Origin of the sequence: Vibrio sp. Isolate22 (assembly GCF_022398115.1) — a bacterium.
Classification (GTDB): Bacteria; Pseudomonadota; Gammaproteobacteria; order Enterobacterales; family Vibrionaceae; genus Vibrio.
On sequence record NZ_JAKEUW010000009.1, the window covers coordinates 26050 to 45193 of the forward strand.

Here is a 19144-nt window from a genome sequence, read left to right on the forward strand (position 1 = left end):
TAACATATTTTGAGACTAAGCTCAGGGTTATTTCGCACGTTCTATCTCTCGATGCACTTGATTCATCGATTTAGCCCAAGGTTCTAACTGTTGAAGTGGTTTCGAGAGTGTACTTACCGCATCTCGCGCCACCTGAATCGTCGGGTAATCTTGGTAAGTGATGATAAACCACTTGGTATCGCTACGCAGAGTTGGGTAAATACGAACCTTGTTCTCGAGGTCGTATTCTTCAATGAAAGATTGCACATCCTCCAGTGAAGTCATCGCACTCAGCTGTAAGGTGTACGCTCGCGGTGAGATAGCCTGTAGCTCCTCACGAGCAAACGAGAAGGTGATCTTCTTAGTCGGAGGCGTTGATTCGGTTAAGTCAGATTCTTCATCAGCTGGAGCAACCGCTTCAGCGTCAGCCTGTGAATTAGCCTCTACTTGAGTGTTCTCTTCAACCGCAGCATCAATCGCACTAGTATCGGCACTCTGAGCCTTATCATCCAGCAGAGCATCAACCACATCCGAAGTAATCACGACACGCTGTTGGTCTTGCTCAACCTCACCCACGCTAGCCGTCTCTTCCACCACAACCGGTGGCAAAGATGAACTGTCATCATCAGCGCCTTGATAACTGATGTCAGTTGACGTTGCAGTGTCTACAACTCCCTCAACACCACCTTGTTCTGAGCCACTGTCCACTTCAAAGGTTGGAATAGCAGTCTGCTCGATTGGTGCGATCAGAGATTGCGCTTTGTCATCCGGGGTCGGTTGGCTGAACATCCACCAATAACCACCACCAATTAACAACAGCAATAGGGCCACCACAATCGCGATATTGATTGGTGAGCCAATGATTGAGCGAATAATAATCCTTTTTTCCACTTTCAATTCTCCTAAAGCCATTAGCTCGCCAGGCAGAGGTTGCGCTTTGTTAAACGCACGTCGCACACGAGTTTCAGACTCATCATCCACATATCGAATCACTAGTGATTCAAAGAAATGTTCAGCTTCTGGTTGCGAAAGGTCATCGATCTCAAGATCGATAGGCTTGTGTTGTTGGCCGTAACTTAGACGTGTGAGTAAGGTGTCTAGGTGACCAATTTCTGAGAAAAGAACGATAATGATCGTCCATTGGGGATTAGCTTGAGCCTCCAGTACCAACATCCATAGTTCGGATACCAATAGCTCAGAGAGTCGGTGGGCATCATCGACAACGATAACCACACTACACGGCTCACCATCCAGCAACCTTGCTAGGCTATCAGATAAGGAGTCATGTTGATTAAATAGCGGATCAGAAACAATTTGGCTAAGAATAAGCGTGCGGCGTTGTTGGTCGTCTTGGCTTGGATGACAAAGCAGTAAACACTGATTTTTTTCTGTCGCCCACGCTTCGAGATAACGCTGTGCTAACCAAGAACGGCCGGAGCCAGGTTTACCAGCCACCGTTACTAGATTTGAACCAAAGTTAGTCAAAAGCTGTAAGCGCTCTAGCAGCTCAACTTGAGACTCTAACTCTAATACTCTTAATTCATGAGCCAAACTCATTGCGGATCCCTACTGATTAGATCGATCAGTAAAACGCTTCAGTTGCCTAGAGTTTAACTAGGCAACCTCACAACCAAATTTAAAGAGTACGGCAGAAATCAATCGCTTGTTTAATGATGTCCTGAGGCACATCAGCAACCACTTCAGCAGTACCAATACTTGTTGGCAATACCAGACGTAATTGACCAGACAGCACTTTCTTATCACGCATCATGTGTGTCATAAAGTCTTCAAAAGACATGCTTTCTGGCGTATGAACTGGCAGTTTCGCATTCTTGAGTATAGAAATAATTCGCTCAAGCTGCTGCTGAGTGATCAGTCCCTGTAACTGAGCCGTTTTCGCTGCCATTACAGTACCCGAAGACACAGCTTCACCATGTAGCCAATTACCATAGCCTAGTTCTGCTTCGATCGCATGACCAAATGTATGACCTAGGTTCAATAACGCTCTGATTCCTGACTCTTTTTCATCTAGAGCAACCACTTCAGCCTTAATTGCACAACAACGAGCAATTGCAGTAATCAGTGCTTGTTCATCAAGTTGATAAAGTTTCTCTAGATTCTGCTCCAACCAATCAAAGAAGGCTTCATCGTAAATGATGCCGTATTTGATGACTTCAGCAATGCCCGCTGCAAACTCACGCTCAGGAAGCGTTGATAAACAGTTGGTATCGATGATCACAGATTTTGGTTGGTAGAATGCACCGATCATGTTCTTACCAAGAGGATGGTTTACTGCGGTTTTGCCACCAACAGAAGAGTCCACTTGAGAAAGAAGCGTTGTCGGGATTTGAATGAAATCAATACCACGCTGGTAACAAGATGCAGCAAAACCGACCAAATCACCGATAACACCACCACCTAAAGCAATTACCACCACATCGCGGCTGTAATTTCCTTCAAGCATATAGCTCATCACTGAATTGAACGTTTCAAGCGTTTTGTATTGCTCACCATCAGGTAACTCTAGAAGAGATGTCTGACAGCCAACTTGATCCAGTAGAGATAGAATTTTATCAGCGTAAAGAGGCGCTACTGTCACATTACTGATAACAACAACTTTCTGCTTGCCTGATAAAAAAGAAAGGTACGCCGGGTCGTCAAATAACCCGGCGCCAATAGAGATAGGGTAGCTACGCTCAGCTAGATTGACCGTAATCCGTTCCATGGGTTTGCTCTCCGAAAAAATGAACTTAACGTTCTTCTAGCATTTTTACGATCTGGTTGGCTACCACTTTTGCACTTTGGTCGTCAGTACGAACTGTGTAGTCCGCCACTTCTTCGTATAGTGCGTTGCGAGATACAGCTAGATCTTCTAGCACATCACGCGGGTTGTCTGTTTGAAGTAGAGGGCGTTTCTTGTCGCGGTTTGTGCGAGCAAGTTGCTTTTCAATTGTTGTCTCTAGGTATACAACAATGCCTCGTGCAGATAGACGGTTACGGTTTTCTTTGCTCATCACTGAACCACCACCTGTCGCTAGAACAATACCTTGCTCTTCAGTCAGATCGTTGATTACAGATTCTTCGCGCTTACGGAAACCTTCTTCGCCCTCAACATCAAAAACCCATGCGATGTCTGCGCCAGTGCGCTCTTCAATCACAGTGTCAGAGTCTAGAAACTCCATATGAAGTTGGGAAGCTAGGTGTCTACCAATTGTACTTTTGCCGGCGCCCATTGGGCCAACAAGAAAAATATTGCGTTTCTCAGCCATGTTTTTAGCAGTAATTTACAACGTTAATTCAATGACATCGCCACAAGGTAGGTCAGTACAAGTACTGAAATTAAAAGGCCCGTGGCACCGATTCCTCACAGATAATTCGTGATAAGACCCGAAATTATCAAGGTTAGGTGCCACTAATGCAACTTTATTTTTAATCTAATTGTACGTTACTGAATCACAACTTTAGGTGTAACAAAGATAAGCAGTTCACTTTTACCCACATTTTCGTAGCTGCGACGGAACAATGCACCCAATAAAGGAAGGTCTCCCAACAGAGGAACTTTATCGACTGTACTACTGACACTGTGTTGAAATATTCCACCAAGAACAACGGTTTCACCATTATTAACAAGCACTTGCGTACCTATTCTTTGGGTATCTATCGCGACCGCTTCCCCCGTTCCAGTTTTCACCACTTGCCCAGGTCTATCTTGAGTCACACTCAAATCCAGAACCAAGCGATTGTCTGGTGTGATTTGAGGGGTAACTTTCAAACTCAACACAGCTTTCTTAAATGCGACGGACGTTGCACCACTCGAAGAGGACTCTAAGTAAGGAATTTCAGTACCTTGCTCAATGTAAGCCGGCTTTTTATTGGTGGTGATTAAGCGTGGGCTAGAGATGATCTCCGCCTTAGACTCTTGTTGCAGGGCTGATAGCTCCAGATCGAGCAGCGTATCTGAGCCAAGCTTGGCTACCTGAAACGCAATACTCGAGGCATTTGGCGATGTCGCCGCCAAATTCACGTTAAGGTAGTCATCAATAACACTACTGCTGCTATCGTCATAAGGTGTAATGGCTGATGGGTGGTTGCCTTCAATTGAACCACCAACAGTGAAGCTTCCGTTGGTCGATGAAACGCCCCAACGTACGCCGAGTTCATCAAGATTACCTTCGGTGACGGTAACTATGCGCGCCTCTATCTGTACTTGCTTCACCGGGATATCTAACGACTCAATAATGCCGCGGATCACCGCAATGTTCTCTTCCAACTCGCGAATCAACAAAGAGTTAGTACGTTCATCTATGGTAATTGAGCCGCGATCAGACAACATACTCACCGCCCCTTCACCGCCAATCATGTCAGCAATATCGGTGGCTTTGGCAAAGTTAATCTTGATGATTTCGGATTTAAGCTCCCCAAGCTCTTCCTCTAAACGGGATTTTTCGAGCGCTTGCTGTTCTCTCAGATCCAGTTCTGCTTTGGGAGCGACCAAGATAACGTTGCCATCAACGCGCTTATCCAAGCCCTTAACTTGCAAGATAATATCGAGAACTTGCTGCCAAGGAACCCCATCCAAACGTAGCGTCAGGTTACCCGCGACCGAGTCTGATACCACCAAGTTGAACTCATTGTAGTCAGCAATCAACTGAAGGACATTTCGAACTGGGATATCTTGGAAGTTAATCGATATCAGCTTACCTTCTTTTTCAAGTACGCTTTTCTCCGTCGCAACTTCTTCAATTGTAGGCTTACTGATCACCACCTCGATAAATCGCCCCTTGAGGTCATATTCGTATTGATAGTCACTGTTAATCGTTGCCAATAACCGAGTGCTTGGTGTCTCTTTGTATACTTCAATACCCTCAACCAGAGTCGCGAAATCTTTGACGTCCAGGAGGTAGAGCTTGTCATCATCCACTTCTGTATTGATAAGTTCGATGCTCAAGCCTTCTTGTGCTCGCTGAACATCAACGACCGCGCTACTGGTTGCTAGCTCAATGATAATGACAGCGTCTGTATCCTTGTTAACTCTAAAATCAATGTTCTCTAATTTATTAGACGAGCTCTCTGCGTAACCAAATACGCTAAAAACCAACATCACAGACACAGCAAAACCTTGTAGAGCTTTGCTCACTAATCCACTTATTCCTTTATTCATATTTACATCTCATATCCACATCATGTGACATTGGTTTATTTCAGAGCCAGCCTAACGTTGCGTTTATGCCAACAACCTAAGCCATCTGGAAGAGTTTCATTAATCAAAACGTACTGGCTCGTTACCTTCGTAATTCGGCCATTGTTTAAGCCGATAAACTGGCCTTTTTTCACATTGACGACATTGCCCTTAGGCGTTTGTACAAGCCCAAACACACTCGTTCCACTGCCCATCACACCTTTCAAGCGCAATTTACTCAGTGGGTATTTCTCTAACTTGCCACTGCGAGCACGGGCGCTGGGTTGCCAGCAATCTTTCTTCACCAAGGGCTGGTTTTGCACGTTCGCTTCTTTGGGTAACTCAAAGGGAGGACGAAAAGCACGTCGTTGATAGGTAGCGGCTGAGAACTCAGTCGCAGGAACAAGCTGCTCAACTTCTTTTTTCGCTTTGAGCTCAACCTGCACCACAAAGTCTTCTAATGAGTCTTGATTGGCTTTGCAGCCTGACAACATCAGCAGTAACAACGTTGAATAAAGCGCGCTATTGAGCCTCATCGTGGACCTCCGACTTAAACTGGTAGGTATAAGCTCGAACTCTAAAGTGAAGTGTGCTGCTTTCTTGGCTCACTCTCTGCCAGCTCACATCATCAAAGCTGATGATTCGTGGGAGCTTGGCGATAGCTGCAGAAAAATCACCAATCTCGTGGTAATCACCTGTCAGTTCGATGTTAAGAGGTAAGCGGTATAGGAAGGCTTTGTTCTGTTTTTCGCCCCAGTCGATTCGGGTAAAGGTTAGTGAGTTGTCTAAGCCAAGCTCATTGACTGATGCCAACATGCTCGCCAACTCCTTTTGCACAGGCAGCTGTTCTAACAGGTAATCATAGCGACTAGTTAGTTCATCTAGCTGCCCCTGAAGCTTAGGCAAAGCCGCAACCTTATTGGCTTTGATACGCAGTGTTGCTTTCAAGGTCTGCTCTTGCTGCTTCATTTGCTGTAGCTCATCATCCAAGGGTAGAATATAGAACCAGGTTCCCAGCCCTTGAATGAGCGCCACCAGCAATAGAATCACCAATAACTGAGGCAGCAGTGGCCACTCGGTGATCTCATCAATATCAAGCTCTTGCAGGCTCATCATGTTTTGAAAGCTAGCCATGGTTAGCCCCCTTACCCTTTCGATTTACAGTTGTGCTCTCTAATGACACAGGGCTGAACACGAAAGACACCTTGAAGGTCTGAAACTCTTTATTGAATCGCTTACGGTTATGGACAATAGAGTGCATCTCGACCCCTTTGAGGGATTCAGAGCGTTCTAAGTTATCCAGCATGGTGGCGAGACGAGCGGTACTGTCACTGATACCCGCCATCTCAATCTCTTGGCCGTTCATCTTTATCTTGTCGACATACACGCCCTCAGGAATCAGCTCCGGCATCAAGTTCATAAAGTCGGTGGTTTTATTGCGACCGAGCTGCAAAGATTCCACGACATCAAGTCGAGTCAAAATGGCTTTGTGCTCTTGCTCCGCGACTTTTAATGACTGAATCTGTCGGTCGAGCCCTGCAATGTATTGGTTGAGATAATTAAGACGAGCTTGCTGTTTAGCCTGTTGATCATGGAAATAGTTTCCGACTGCCCATTGCCCAGCCCCAGCCACAATCACGCCAAGGATAACTAAATGGATAAAACGCTTTCGGTGTTGAGCACGAATCTCATCTCGCCAAGGTAGCAGATTAATTTGATGCAACATGCTTCTCTCCCTGCCATTTAAGTCCGCTCATCGCCATACCCGCAGCAATACCAAAATGTTGCCAATCCATTTGCAGGCGGCGCTTCCTCGCGACCTTATTTTCAAACAGGGATAAAGGATTCAATGATTCACAGCTCAGCTGAAAATGGCGCTCAAGCTCTTCAGTCACCATTGGCGTACTGGCACCCTCGCCCATTAACCAAATACCTAAAATAGGTTGGTGAGCATTCACCGAGGAATAGAGCTGCAACTGACGTTTGAGCTTTTCAATCAAGTTAACGATAAATTGATGAGTGTCCTGAGCACTGCCAAACGCAGCCTCGATATCATTGGGATTCTCGATACTGCAAAGGTCTTGCGTACCAAAGGCGATGTCTTTATAGAAAGGGGCAGCACCCTGAGGAATGATGCCCAGCGAGGTTTGATCAACGCCAATGTCCACCAACAGCCAATTGCTTTTCTCTGGGTATAAGCGTGAGGCAAGCTGCCAAACATGAAGTAAGCCATGCGCCTGCGTATCAACGACAACAGGTTTAAAGCCAGCCTTGGTTAATGCTTCTGCTCGGCTATCAACCACTTCTTTGCGAGTGGCATAAACCTGATAACTGCTCGTCGAACCTTTACCAAATCGTTTGTCTTCCAGCTTCACAAAATCTAAACTCAGCTCCTCGATGGGAAAAGGAGATTGATGGGCGAAGGTTTGATAAATCGAAAACTCTTTCTCTCTGTCTTCGAGTTCACTCTCAATTTGCAGTACCTTGCTGATCACCGTGTTATCAGGTACCGAAATGGCGACATTACGACAGCCGAAAGGCAGCCCTTTCCTAAGTTCTTTGAGTTTCTTAACAGTTTTCTGATACTCCAAAGTATGGTTAGCTGTAAAAATGTCGTCCGAAATCGGCAGCTCTTTGTATCCCACTAGGGCATACAATTCCCCCACGGGTTTTAGCACCACAGCTTTGATGCTGTGGTGATTTATATCTATACCTGTAATTAATGATGAACCCATGTGACCTAGCTCCTGAAGTGCCAAGCATTTCGTTGATTATCTAGGGGTTGTGATTATTAGTTAAATAAGCGTTAATAAACGAAAGCTAATTTTTTAGCCTAGAGTACAAGGGTTTGCTGCTTATCAGCCTTAACTAATCAGGGATTATCCGGTGAAGTTCATAAAGCGATTATTCATATTTACATTGATTTGCATGATTCTTGGAGTCAGTACAATTTTTGGGTTTTATTACTACGTAAAACCAGAGTTGCCTGATGTTGCCACTTTGCGCGACGTAGAACTCCAAACTCCAATGCAGGTCTTCAGCCAAGACGGTAAGTTGATCTCCCAATTTGGTGAAAAACGTCGTATTCCAGTGACTTATGACGAGATCCCTCGCCACTTAGTTGAGGCTTTGATTGCTACCGAGGATAGCCGTTTCTACGAACACCCTGGTATTGACCCAATCGGCATTACTCGTGCAGCTATCGTAGTAGCGATGTCAGGTTCGGCAAAACAAGGTGCTAGTACCATTACTCAGCAGCTTGCGCGTAACTTCTTCTTATCTAATGAGAAAAAGATCATGCGTAAGATTAAAGAGATCTTCATTGCGATCCATATTGAGCAACTGCTGAGCAAAGAAGAGATCATGGAACTTTACGTTAACAAGATCTTCCTTGGTCACCGTTCGTATGGTTTTGGCGCAGCAGCACGAGTCTACTTTGGTAAAGATCTTCCGGATCTTACGCTGAGTGAGATCGCGACTCTGGCTGGTATGCCGAAAGCACCATCAACCATGAACCCTATCTACTCTATTGAACGTGCGACTAACCGTCGTAACGTTGTATTGCGTCGTATGCTCGACGAGAAATACATCACTCAAGCCGAGTTTGATGAAGCAAGCAATGAACAGCTTGTATCAAAGTACCACGGTGCAGAGATCGAACTGAGCGCACCATACGTGGCAGAAGTAGCTCGTGCTTGGATGGTTGAACGCTACGGTGAAGACGCATATACCTCTGGTATGAAGGTCTACACAACCGTTGATTCGAAGCTGCAAAAAGCGGCAAACCAAGCTGCGATTAAGAACCTACTTAGCTACGATGAGCGTCACGGCTACCGTGGTGCTGAAAAAGTACTTTGGCAAACCGCTCAATCGGCTTGGGACCACGACAAGATCGTTAAACACCTAAAGTCTCAACCAACTTATGGTGACCTAGTTCCTGCAGTCGTGACTGCTGTTGATTCGAAAAGCGCTAAAGTATGGGTGAAGAATCAAGGCGAAGGCACTATCGAATGGCAAGGTATGAATTGGGCGCGTAAGTTCCTAACAGACGACCGCCAAGGTCCGGCACCTTCTCAAGCAAAAGAGATTCTTGCTGTTGGTGAACAAGTTTGGGTACGTCATGACGCCATCACAGGTGACGAAGTCTCTGAGGAAGCAACAGAAGAGTCAGTAACAACAGAATCTGACACTCCAGTAGTTTGGCGCCTAAGCCAAGTGCCGAATGCGAACACTGCATTCGTAGCAATGAATCCAAACAACGGCGCTGTATTGTCGATGGTTGGTGGCTTTAACTTCGTACACAACAAATTCAACCGTGCGACGCAATCTATTCGTCAAGTGGGTTCTGGTATCAAGCCTTTCATTTACTCAGCTGCAATTGAGAAAGGTTTAACGCTAGCTTCTCTTATCAACGATGCGCCGATCAACCAATGGGATAAGAGCCAAGGTACGGCATGGCGACCAAAGAACTCGCCACCAACTTACGTCGGCCCTACCCGTTTACGTATTGGCTTAGCTCAATCGAAAAACGTAATGGCGGTACGTGTACTGCGTGAAGTTGGCTTAGATGACACTCGTAACTACCTAACTCGCTTTGGTTTTGATATCGATGAAGTGCCTCGTTCTGAAACTATTGCGCTAGGTGCTGGTAGTTTAACGCCAATGAAAGTAGCACAAGGTTACTCAGTATTCGCTAACGGTGGTTACTATGTTGAACCTTTCTACATCAGCCGCGTTGAGACTCCATTTGGCGAGACTGAGTTTGAAGCAACACCAAAAGTTGTCTGTAAAGAAGATTGCAAACAAACCATCACGACCGATCCAATGGCGGATGAGTTTGCCGAGCAAGATGTGGATGCGAAAGTGCAATACGCTCCTCAAGTTATCTCTGAGCAGAACGCATTCCTAGTTCGTGAAATGATGTACAGCAACATCTGGGGCGGCGGTGATTGGAGTGCAGGAACCGGTTGGAACGGTACAGGTTGGCGTGCTCAACCACTGAAACGTCGTGATATTGGCGGCAAAACAGGTACAACTAACGACTCGAAAGATACTTGGTACAGCGGCTATGGCCCAGGCATGGTTGCAACGGTATGGGTTGGTTTTGATAACCACAACCGTAACCTAGGTCGTACTAAAGCGAACTCTAACCTTGGTAAGAACCAGATTACTGGTGCGGAAGCTGGTGCTAAGACAGCAGAACCTGCATGGGTAGACTTCATGGGTACGGCATTGGCCGGTGTTCCAGCACAACGCAAAGAGATTCCAGAAAACATCGTTCGTGTTCGTATTGACCGTGATACTGGCTTACTGACCAACAAGTACGATAGCTCATCAATGTTTGAGTACTTCGAGAAAGGCACAGAGCCTACTGAGTACATCACTGAACGTTTCAATGATGATATCTACTCCACCTCTTCAGGTGAAACGGTAGAAGAGCTGTTCTAGGTAGTTCTTTGAACCTAGCAACATAAGCAAATAAAAAGGGTTGATATGAATTTATATCAACCCTTTTTTAATATCTGCTATACGGAGGTTAAGCTAAACGACCTTTTCCAACTGAGTGCGAATCGTCTCCGCCAGTTGCTCAAAGCGCCCTTTCAATGGAGAGCCCGGACGGTACGCAACCACAATACGACGCGAAGGCGTTGGGTTTACCGCAGGCACGTAGCACACACCATCTTTCTGCTTTTCTTTTGGTACTGATAATTGAGGTAGCAAGGTAATCCCCGCGCCTGCCGCGACCATGTTACGCAGCGTCTCTAGGCTGGTCGCTTTAAAGCGCTCATCGTCTTTTGCACCCGCAGCAAAACAGAACCCTAGGGCTTGGTCTCTTAAACAGTGACCATCACCAAGTGCTAAGACTGTCTGTCCGTTGAGTTGAAGCATATCTACCGTGTCCTGCTGAGCCCACTCATGGTCACATGGAACCGCGACACTTAATGGCTCGTCATACACATCAATCTCTTTGAACACCGCAGTTTCATCAACTGCAGCCAGTACCAAGCAGTCCAGCTTGCCATCTTCCAATTGGCTCACTAATTGATGAGTTTGCGCTTCATGCAGGTACAGCTCTAACTCGGGAAAGCTCTCTTTAAGATGAGGAACAATCTTAGGCAGAATGTAAGGACCCACGGTTGGAATGAAGCCAATATGCATTGGTCCTGTCATCGCTTCACCGTGACCACTCGCCATATCCTTAAAAGTCTTCACTTCGTTGAGAATACGCTTGGCTTGTTCAACAAGTTGTAACCCTGATTCTGTAAATATGACCTTCCTTGGACTACGCTCGGTTAACTGAAGTCCGATTTCATCTTCTAGTTTGCGTATTTGACCGCTTAGTGTTGGCTGACTGACAAAGCACGCTTCTGCCGCTTTACGGAAGTGTTTGTGCTCTGCGAGCGCCACCAAGTATTCAAAGTCACGAATGTTCATGATCAGTCTCTTACCTCAGGTTTAATAAGAACAAGGGTTTTCATAGCAACATTTAAAAGAAAAATGCTCTTGATAGAATTTACCTATCAAAACCATAACATCAAACGATTAGAGCTATCAAAGAATTTATCTAATAATGGGCTCAACAAAACGAAACAGAGCAGCGAAAAGCGTTAAGCTCTAATAGAACAAAATTAAAATATCATTTAAGGAAATCAATATGTTTGCATCTAAAGAAGGTCAATCAATCCCTCAAGTAACATTCCCAACTCGCCAAGGTGATGCATGGGTTAACGTAACGACTGAAGAGCTATTCAAAGACAAAACAGTTATCGTATTCAGCCTACCAGGCGCGTTTACGCCAACTTGTTCGTCAAGCCACCTTCCTCGTTACAACGAACTACATTCAGTGTTCAAAGAGAACGGTGTTGATGACATCCTTTGTGTTTCTGTAAACGATACGTTCGTAATGAACGCATGGAAAGCAGACCAAGAAGCAGAAAACATCACATTCATCCCAGATGGTAACGGTGATTTCACAGACGGCATGGGTATGCTAGTTGAGAAAAACGACATCGGCTTCGGCAAACGTTCATGGCGCTACAGCATGCTGGTTAAGAACGGCGTGGTAGAGAAAATGTTCATCGAAGAAGACGTACCAGGCGACCCGTTCAAGGTTTCTGATGCAGATACTATGCTGAACTACATTGCTCCAGAGCACAAAGAGCAAGAGTCAATCACAGTATTCACTAAGCCAGGCTGTCCTTTCTGTATGAAAGCGAAACAGAACCTAATCGACAAAGGTCTAAACTACGAAGAAGTAGTGCTAGGTAAAGACGCTACTACTGTAAGCCTACGTGCAATCTCTGGTCGCACAACGGTTCCTCAAGTATTCATCGGTGGTAAACACATCGGTGGTAGTGAAGAGCTAGAAGCTTTCCTAGGCTAATCACTGCCAAAAGGCTAACCCACTCACTTTGTGGGTTAGCTGACCCTATCGGGTTGAATCAAGCTTGTGACTCGCATTAACTACAGTCACAAGCTAAACCTAATAAAACAGAACCACAAAACTGACCCGCTATCCTGACTCACAAAAAACATCACATGAGTTGGAGGGGTTCGTTCACACTAAATTTAGCCATTGCGAGAAAATTATTATGAAACAAGTCAATGTAGATGTAGCAGTTATCGGGGGCGGTACGGCAGGTCTAGGATCATACCGCGCTGCAAAAGCACACACTGACAGTGTCGTGATGATTGAAGGCGGCCCTTACGGTACAACCTGTGCTCGTGTTGGTTGTATGCCATCTAAACTGCTTATTGCAGCTGCGGAAAGCGTACACCAAATCGAGAAAGCTCCGGCTTTTGGCGTTCACCCACAAGGCGATATCGTAATTAATGGTCGTGAAGTCATGGACCGAGTGAAGTTTGAACGAGACCGTTTTGTTGGTTTTGTTTTAGAAGGCGTAGATGAAATCCCAGAGCAAGATAAGATCTCTGGCTACGCAAAATTCTTAGACGACAACACACTTCAAGTTGATGACCACACAGTGATCACGGCAAAGCGTATTGTTATCGCAACCGGCTCTCGCCCTGCTTACCCTGCTGTTTGGAATGAGCTTGGCGACCGCCTAATCATTAACGATGACGTGTTCAGCTGGGATGATTTACCAGAATCAGTTGCCGTATTTGGCCCAGGTGTAATTGGTCTAGAACTTGGTCAGTCGCTACACCGCTTAGGTGTGAAGACCAAACTGTTCGGTCTGGGTGGTCAAGTTGGCCCAGTAACTGACCCAGAGATCATGGCTTACGCAGATATAGCTTTCAATGAAGAGTTCTATCTCGATGCCGACGTAAAAATCGAAAGCATGAAGCGTATTACCACTGAATCGGGTGAGCCACGTGTCGAAATCCAGTTCATCAATAAACAAGGTGAGCTAGAAACCAACATCGTTGAGTACGTGCTGGCTGCAACAGGTCGTCGTCCTAACACGGATAAACTTGGTCTAGAGAATACCTCTCTTGAGCTTGATGAGCGCGGTGTGCCAGTTGCAGACCACTACACACTACAGACATCGTTACCATCAATCTTTATTGCGGGCGATGCTAGCAACCAACTACCTCTGTTACATGAAGCAGCAGACCAAGCGCGCATTGCCGGTGACAACGCAGGCCGCTTCCCAGAGATTCGTGCAGGCCTACGCCGATCTAAAATCTCAGCGGTTTTCTCTGACCCGCAAATCGCGATGGTTGGTGAAACTTACAAAGAGATCACCACCCGCTTAGGTACATGTGGTTGTTTCGCAACGGGTGAAGTGTCTTTCGAGAACCAAGGCCGCTCACGAGTAATGCTACGCAACAAAGGTATTCTGCACGTTTACGGCGAGCAAGGTACAGGTCGCTTCCTTGGTGCTGAAATGATGGGACCAAACGCAGAACACTTGGCGCACTTATTAGCATGGGCACACCAAAACAAGATGACGGTTTCTGAAATGCTAGATATGCCGTTCTATCACCCAGTAATCGAAGAAGGTGTACGAACTGCACTACGTGACCTCAACGCGAAACTGCACTTAGGTCCAGAGATGGTGAAACACTGTCTAGACTGTGGCCCAGGCTGTTAATCTCGGTGGATTGAAACAGAACACATAGATTAGATACTAAAAAGGAAAGCCATTGGCTTTCCTTTTTGTTTTTGGCAACGAGTAAATAACAGATTCCCGACTACGCTCCTTCGTCGCTTTCGGGAATGACGTTGATTTAGTTAAGCAACTAAGCCAAAACTAATTCCGTCATTCCAGAACTAAGGGAAGAAGTATCTAGAGTCTCTGTCACACGTAAACAGAGATCCCCGACCACGCTCCTTCGTCACTATCGGGAATGACGTGGATTTAGTTAAGCAACTAAGTCCAAACTTAATCCGTCATTCCAGAACTGAGGGACGAAGTATCTGGAGTCTCTTGTCACACATAAACAGAGATTCCCGACTACGCTCCTTCGTCACTATCGGGAATGACGTTGATTTATTTAAACAACTAAACCAAAACTTAATCCGTCATTCCAGAACCGAGGGACGAGGTATCTGGAGTCTCTAAAAACCGTTACTTATCGCTAAATGCGAGAGAATTACTTCTCAGCTGCAATCACAGAGATCTCAACTAGTAGTGCTTCACGAGCCATGTCGCCAGTCACACATGCGCGAGCTGGAGCGTGACCTTCTGGAACCCATGCATCCCATACTGCGTTCATTTCTTGGAAGTCTTTCATGTCTTTCAAGTAAATCGTTGCTGACAGCATGTGCTCTTTGTCGCTGCCTGCTTGCTCAAGTAACGCTTCTACTTTATCCAGCATCGTCTGTGTTTGCTCTGTAATACCTTTTGTTGCATCCGCACAAACTTGGCCACATAGGTAGATAGTACCGTTGTGTTTAACAATACGGCTCATACGTTGCTTGGTTTCTTGGCGCTCAATCATCGATCTTCTCTCTCTATGTCACCGTGATCCAATATCTTGTGACGTGTTATTATCAGGGTAATAAGCATAACGCGAATCAAGCCCAAGATGACATGTCTTCATTGCAATAAAAATGAAAAAATCTTCAATAAACTCGGTCGTTGCCAACGCTGTATGAATCAACTCACGGTGTTGTCGATATTGAGTTGGGGAGTATGGTGGCTGTTTTTCAGGGAAGACCCAAAAACCATCAACGCCATCGCTTTGATGATGGCCGCTTTCGCATTCAGTGGCTTGCTATCGCTGCATTGGATAGTGAAGTTTGTGGTGCTGCCTTTGAGGAACAAAAAGCGTTAGCTGAGGTGTTTGTTGGATAGGCAATAATGATTAGATGATAGGTTCAATATTCCAATAATTGGTCACAACCATCGAGCGAGTATAATTTGCCAAATAGCAGATAGAAAAAAGCCCCAAAACCAATCGGTTTTGGGGCTTTCTTAGAAAATTCTAAGAAAAAGCAGTGGTACTTTAATAGACCGGGCTTTTCTTAGTTTGTTCCCAAAAAAGATCAGATTTTTGATCTTTTTTTTAGGGCCCATAAAATCAAGGTGTTATGCAACATTAACCTTAGCAATTATCTGCTCGACTAAGTTCACTTCCAACGCGACTTCATCACATGCATGTTGGCGAGGACACTGGTCACAATCTTTCAGTACCTTCTCAGGCAACAGAGATTTCGATGTTGGTAAGAAGTCATGCTTCATAAAGAACTCAGGTGTACGGGTCAGCACAAACACTTTCTTAATCGCCATTTGTCGTGCTTTCTCAACCAAGTGCTGAACAATCGCGGTGCCCTGCCCTTGACCTTGCCAACCGGCTTCAACGCCCAGTGAGCGGATTTCCGCTAAACCAGAGTCATAGACATAGAGTGATGCACAACCGGTTACTTCACCATGATGTTCTGCGACGGCGAATGAGCCAATATCACGCACCAGTTCATTTCGAGAGCGAGGCAGGTTTTCACCCATGTTCGCCCAGTAAGCGACCATACCTTCCAACGCTTCAATGTCAGTCAAACGAGCAGGACGAACCTTAACGATAGAGGTATCACGCTGCGCCAAACGCTTCTCAGCTTGGTCAACTGCGTAAGCCACTTGCTTCGGAGATACACCACCTAGCGCACTACGTTTCTCAAGACACGATTCAATGGTCAGGATGTCGTACACATCTTCTTCTATCACCTCAGAGAACTCTTTCATCTCTGCGATGGTTAATTCTTCTAGAGCGCAACCTTTCGCAATTGCTGCAACGACGGTTACACCGATAATATGGTGAGCTTCACGGAAAGGAATGCCTTTCGCTACTAGGTAATCAGCCAGTTCCGTAGAGTTTGCATAACCTTGCTTCGCCGCTTCAAGTGTACGCTCGCCGTTCACTTTGATGCCGTCAAAACACAGCGCCGCCATTTCCATACAGTCATTCCAAGTGTCTAAAGCGTCGAACAGACCTTCTTTATCTTCTTGCATGTCTTTGTTGTAAGCCAAAGGCAGTGCTTTCACTGTCATCATCATGCCAGCAAGTGAACCGTATACACGGCCCGTTTTACCACGGATAAGCTCTAGTGCGTCTGGGTTTTTCTTCTGTGGCATCAGAGATGAACCTGATGTCACGGTATCCGCTAACTCGATGAAGTTTGATTCACCAGAGTTGTAGAAAATCATATCTTCCGCAAGACGCGAGAGGTGAAGCATAGAGATAGAAGCGATAGACATCAGCTCCATCACATGGTCACGGTCTGATACTGAATCTAGAGAGTTGCGCGTTGCACGACGGAAACCTAAGTTGTGAGCTAACTCTTCACGGTCCATCGGGTAAGCGGTTCCAGCAAGGGCACCAGAACCCAGCGGACATGTATCTAGACGCTTAATCGCATCATTCAAACGCGAGTAATCGCGCTCAAACATTTCAACGTAAGCCAAACACCAGTGCGCAAACGTTACTGGCTGAGCACGTTGTAAGTGAGTGTAGCCAGGAAGTACAGTACCTTGATGCTGAGAAGCAACATTAACCATTTGACTCTGCAGGCGATCAAGCGCTAACAGTAGTTGGTTACCTTGCTGACGACACCATAGTTTCAGGTCTGTCGCCACTTGGTCATTACGAGAACGGCCAGTGTGAAGCTTTTTACCCAAATCACCGACTTTACCGATAAGTTGTTGCTCAACCCAGCTGTGAATGTCTTCTGCATCAGAACGTAGAATCTGTTCAGGATCTTCCATCACCTCAAGTTTTAGCTCATTCAACGCTAACTCAAGCTTCTGTTGCTCTTCTTCTGTTAATACGTTGACCGACAGTAGAGCTTTAGACCAGGCAATTGAGCCCACAATGTCTTGCTCAGCCAATCGGTAATCAAAACGAAGAGAATCGTTAAAATCTTTAAACCGCGTGTCTGCTGCTTGGGTAAATCTACCGCCCCATAATGCCATTGTGTATCTCCTAATTGCACAGTGCTCACTGTTTTTGCAAATGATAATTCTGATTAAGATTCAGTATTTTTCTGATGGTTTAAACTTACGGCAATTCAAAATGAAAATAAAGTATTAATTCATTTTTTTCACATATTTATTCACCAAAAAGATTCATCCATTGATTCTTTACAGCGTAGAGCGCGAATTATATGCCATCCCATAGTAAAAAACGAAGCTGATTTATTAGGCGATTAGAAAGTAAAAAGCCCACTCACTAATCAATAGTGAGTGGGCTTTGCATAATCATGTCTGTTTACTGGCCTTCAATATTTCAGTGAAGGCTAGCTTACTAACTCATTGTTAGCATTACTTTTGGCTATTCAGAGCACGGATACGGCTTGATAGCGAGTAAAGACGGATGAAGCCTTCAGCATGGCTTTGGTCGTAAACTTCATCTTCACCAAAGGTTGCAAACTCTTCTGAGTATAGGCTGTTGTCAGAACGCTTCTGAGTTACCGTTGCGTGGCCTTTGTAAAGCTTAACAACTACCTCACCGTTAACGTCTTGCGCTAGCTCTTCTGTTGCAGCAAGAATTGACTTACACAGTGGAGTGAACCAACGACCATCGTACACAAGGTGAGAAGCTTTAACACCTAGCTCTTCACGGAATTCAAATGCTGCTTTATCAAGAACCAGTTGCTCTACTGCACGCAGTGCTTCCATCATGATGGTGCCACCCGGAGTTTCGTAACAACCACGCGACTTCATACCAACAAGACGGTTCTCTACGATATCGATACGACCAACACCGTGCTTAGCACCCTTCTCGTTCAGGTAAACCAGTGCGTTGTATGGCGTCATTGTTTCACCATCAACGGCTACCACTTCACCTTTTTCAACTTTAAGCGTCACTGTTTCAGATTCGTTTGGTGCTTGCTCAGGATCTACCGTCCAAGCCCAGCAATCTTCGTTTGGCGCGTTCCATGTATCTTCTAGAACGCCACCTTCTGTAGAGATGTGCCATGCGTTTGCGTCACGAGAGTAAATCTTAGTCAGAGAAGCAGTACAAGGGATGTTACGCTCAGCTAGGTAATCCAAACACTCTTCACGGCTCACTAGATCCCATTCACGCCATGGTGCGATTACGTGTAGGTCTGGTGCTAGTGCAGCGAATGCACCTTCAAAACGAACTTGATCATTACCTTTACCCGTACAACCGTGACACAGTGCGTCTGCACCTACTTTACGCGCAACTTCAACCTGGGCTTTAGCAATGATTGGACGAGCCATTGAAGTACCTAGTAGGTATTTGCCTTCGTAGTAAGCACCGGTTTTTAGCGTAGGGAAGATGTAATCAGCAACCATCTCTTCTTTAAGGTCAGCGATGTAACACTCTGAAGCACCTGAAGCTTTTGCTTTCTCTTCAATGCCTTCTAACTCTTCAGCACCTTGGCCAACATCCGCGACAAACGCCACTACTTCACAGTCATAGTTCTCTTTTAACCATGGAATGATTACTGATGTGTCTAGACCGCCAGAGTAGGCTACTACAACTTTCTTTACGTTAACTTTGCTCATTTTCTTTCTCCTAGTTTCCATACTGCACATGGCGGTCAGCGTTGGAAATGAC

16 protein-coding genes are annotated in these 19144 nt (G+C 45.6%); 4 read left to right on the forward strand and 12 right to left on the reverse strand.

Annotated features, from left to right (window positions below; all coding sequences use genetic code 11):
• Positions 1–27: 27 nt before the first annotated feature.
• The 8 genes from L1D55_RS07570 to pilM all read right to left on the reverse strand — a co-directional run bounded on the left by L1D55_RS07570 (position 28) and on the right by pilM (position 7893).
• Entirely contained in the window at positions 28–1536 is a 1509-nt protein-coding gene (locus tag L1D55_RS07570) for an AAA family ATPase (protein ID WP_239917028.1), read from the reverse strand.
• Between the two features lie 79 nt (positions 1537–1615).
• On the reverse strand, positions 1616–2704 hold the full coding sequence (aroB, locus tag L1D55_RS07575) for a 3-dehydroquinate synthase (protein ID WP_004737166.1): 1089 nt from the start codon (positions 2702–2704) through the stop codon (positions 1616–1618).
• A gap of 25 nt (positions 2705–2729) precedes the next feature.
• Positions 2730–3248: a shikimate kinase AroK gene (gene aroK, locus L1D55_RS07580; protein ID WP_004737165.1), complete on the reverse strand. Its 519-nt coding sequence runs from the start codon at positions 3246–3248 to the stop codon at positions 2730–2732.
• Between the two features lie 176 nt (positions 3249–3424).
• Positions 3425–5140: a type IV pilus secretin PilQ family protein gene (locus L1D55_RS07585; RefSeq protein WP_239917029.1), complete on the reverse strand. Its 1716-nt coding sequence runs from the start codon at positions 5138–5140 to the stop codon at positions 3425–3427.
• Positions 5141–5175: 35 nt separating this feature from the next.
• Positions 5176–5694: a pilus assembly protein PilP gene (locus L1D55_RS07590; RefSeq protein ID WP_239917030.1), complete on the reverse strand. Its 519-nt coding sequence runs from the start codon at positions 5692–5694 to the stop codon at positions 5176–5178.
• Complete coding sequence (gene pilO / locus L1D55_RS07595; RefSeq protein ID WP_239917031.1) at positions 5681–6292, reverse strand: type 4a pilus biogenesis protein PilO; 612 nt, start codon at positions 6290–6292, stop codon at positions 5681–5683. The genes L1D55_RS07590 and pilO overlap by 14 nt, the downstream gene beginning before the upstream one ends.
• Positions 6285–6884, reverse strand: coding sequence for a PilN domain-containing protein (locus tag L1D55_RS07600; protein ID WP_239917032.1), 600 nt, complete (start codon positions 6882–6884; stop codon positions 6285–6287). The genes pilO and L1D55_RS07600 overlap by 8 nt, the downstream gene beginning before the upstream one ends.
• Positions 6868–7893: a type IV pilus assembly protein PilM gene (gene pilM, locus L1D55_RS07605; protein WP_239917033.1), complete on the reverse strand. Its 1026-nt coding sequence runs from the start codon at positions 7891–7893 to the stop codon at positions 6868–6870. Before pilM ends, L1D55_RS07600 begins: the two co-directional genes overlap by 17 nt.
• 151 nt (positions 7894–8044) lie before the next feature.
• Here pilM and L1D55_RS07610 point away from each other — a divergent pair, with 151 nt between their 5' ends.
• Positions 8045–10606, forward strand: coding sequence for a PBP1A family penicillin-binding protein (locus L1D55_RS07610; protein WP_239917034.1), 2562 nt, complete (start codon positions 8045–8047; stop codon positions 10604–10606).
• 93 nt (positions 10607–10699) lie between these two features.
• Here the strand turns inward: L1D55_RS07610 and oxyR are convergent, their stop codons facing one another.
• A complete protein-coding gene (gene oxyR, locus L1D55_RS07615) occupies positions 10700–11593 on the reverse strand; it encodes a DNA-binding transcriptional regulator OxyR (RefSeq protein WP_004737158.1) in 894 nt (297 codons plus the stop codon).
• A gap of 220 nt (positions 11594–11813) precedes the next feature.
• On the opposite strand from oxyR, the gene L1D55_RS07620 reads away from it, so the two are divergent.
• Together L1D55_RS07620 and L1D55_RS07625 are read left to right on the forward strand one after the other, a co-directional pair.
• Positions 11814–12542 (forward strand): glutathione peroxidase, encoded by a 729-nt coding sequence (locus tag L1D55_RS07620; protein ID WP_004737157.1) that lies wholly within the window; start codon positions 11814–11816, stop codon positions 12540–12542.
• 208 nt (positions 12543–12750) lie between these two features.
• Positions 12751–14217 carry a dihydrolipoyl dehydrogenase gene (locus tag L1D55_RS07625; RefSeq protein WP_239917035.1) on the forward strand — a complete coding sequence of 489 codons (1467 nt, stop codon included), beginning with the start codon at positions 12751–12753 and terminating at the stop codon, positions 14215–14217.
• A 502-nt stretch (positions 14218–14719) separates the two neighbouring features.
• On the opposite strand, the gene L1D55_RS07630 is transcribed toward L1D55_RS07625, so the two are convergent.
• Positions 14720–15067 carry a RidA family protein gene (locus tag L1D55_RS07630; RefSeq protein WP_004737155.1) on the reverse strand — a complete coding sequence of 116 codons (348 nt, stop codon included), beginning with the start codon at positions 15065–15067 and terminating at the stop codon, positions 14720–14722.
• An 87-nt stretch (positions 15068–15154) separates the two neighbouring features.
• Between L1D55_RS07630 and L1D55_RS07635 the strand changes: the two genes are divergently transcribed.
• The gene (locus L1D55_RS07635) at positions 15155–15403 is read left to right on the forward strand and encodes a DUF3624 domain-containing protein (protein ID WP_239917036.1); all 249 of its coding nucleotides are present in this window, start codon (positions 15155–15157) and stop codon (positions 15401–15403) included.
• Between the two features lie 254 nt (positions 15404–15657).
• On the opposite strand, the gene argH is transcribed toward L1D55_RS07635, so the two are convergent.
• Positions 15658–17532, reverse strand: coding sequence for an argininosuccinate lyase (argH, locus tag L1D55_RS07640; protein WP_239917037.1), 1875 nt, complete (start codon positions 17530–17532; stop codon positions 15658–15660).
• 348 nt (positions 17533–17880) lie between these two features.
• Positions 17881–19092 (reverse strand): argininosuccinate synthase, encoded by a 1212-nt coding sequence (locus L1D55_RS07645; protein ID WP_063522850.1) that lies wholly within the window; start codon positions 19090–19092, stop codon positions 17881–17883.
• Positions 19093–19144: the final 52 nt, after the last annotated feature.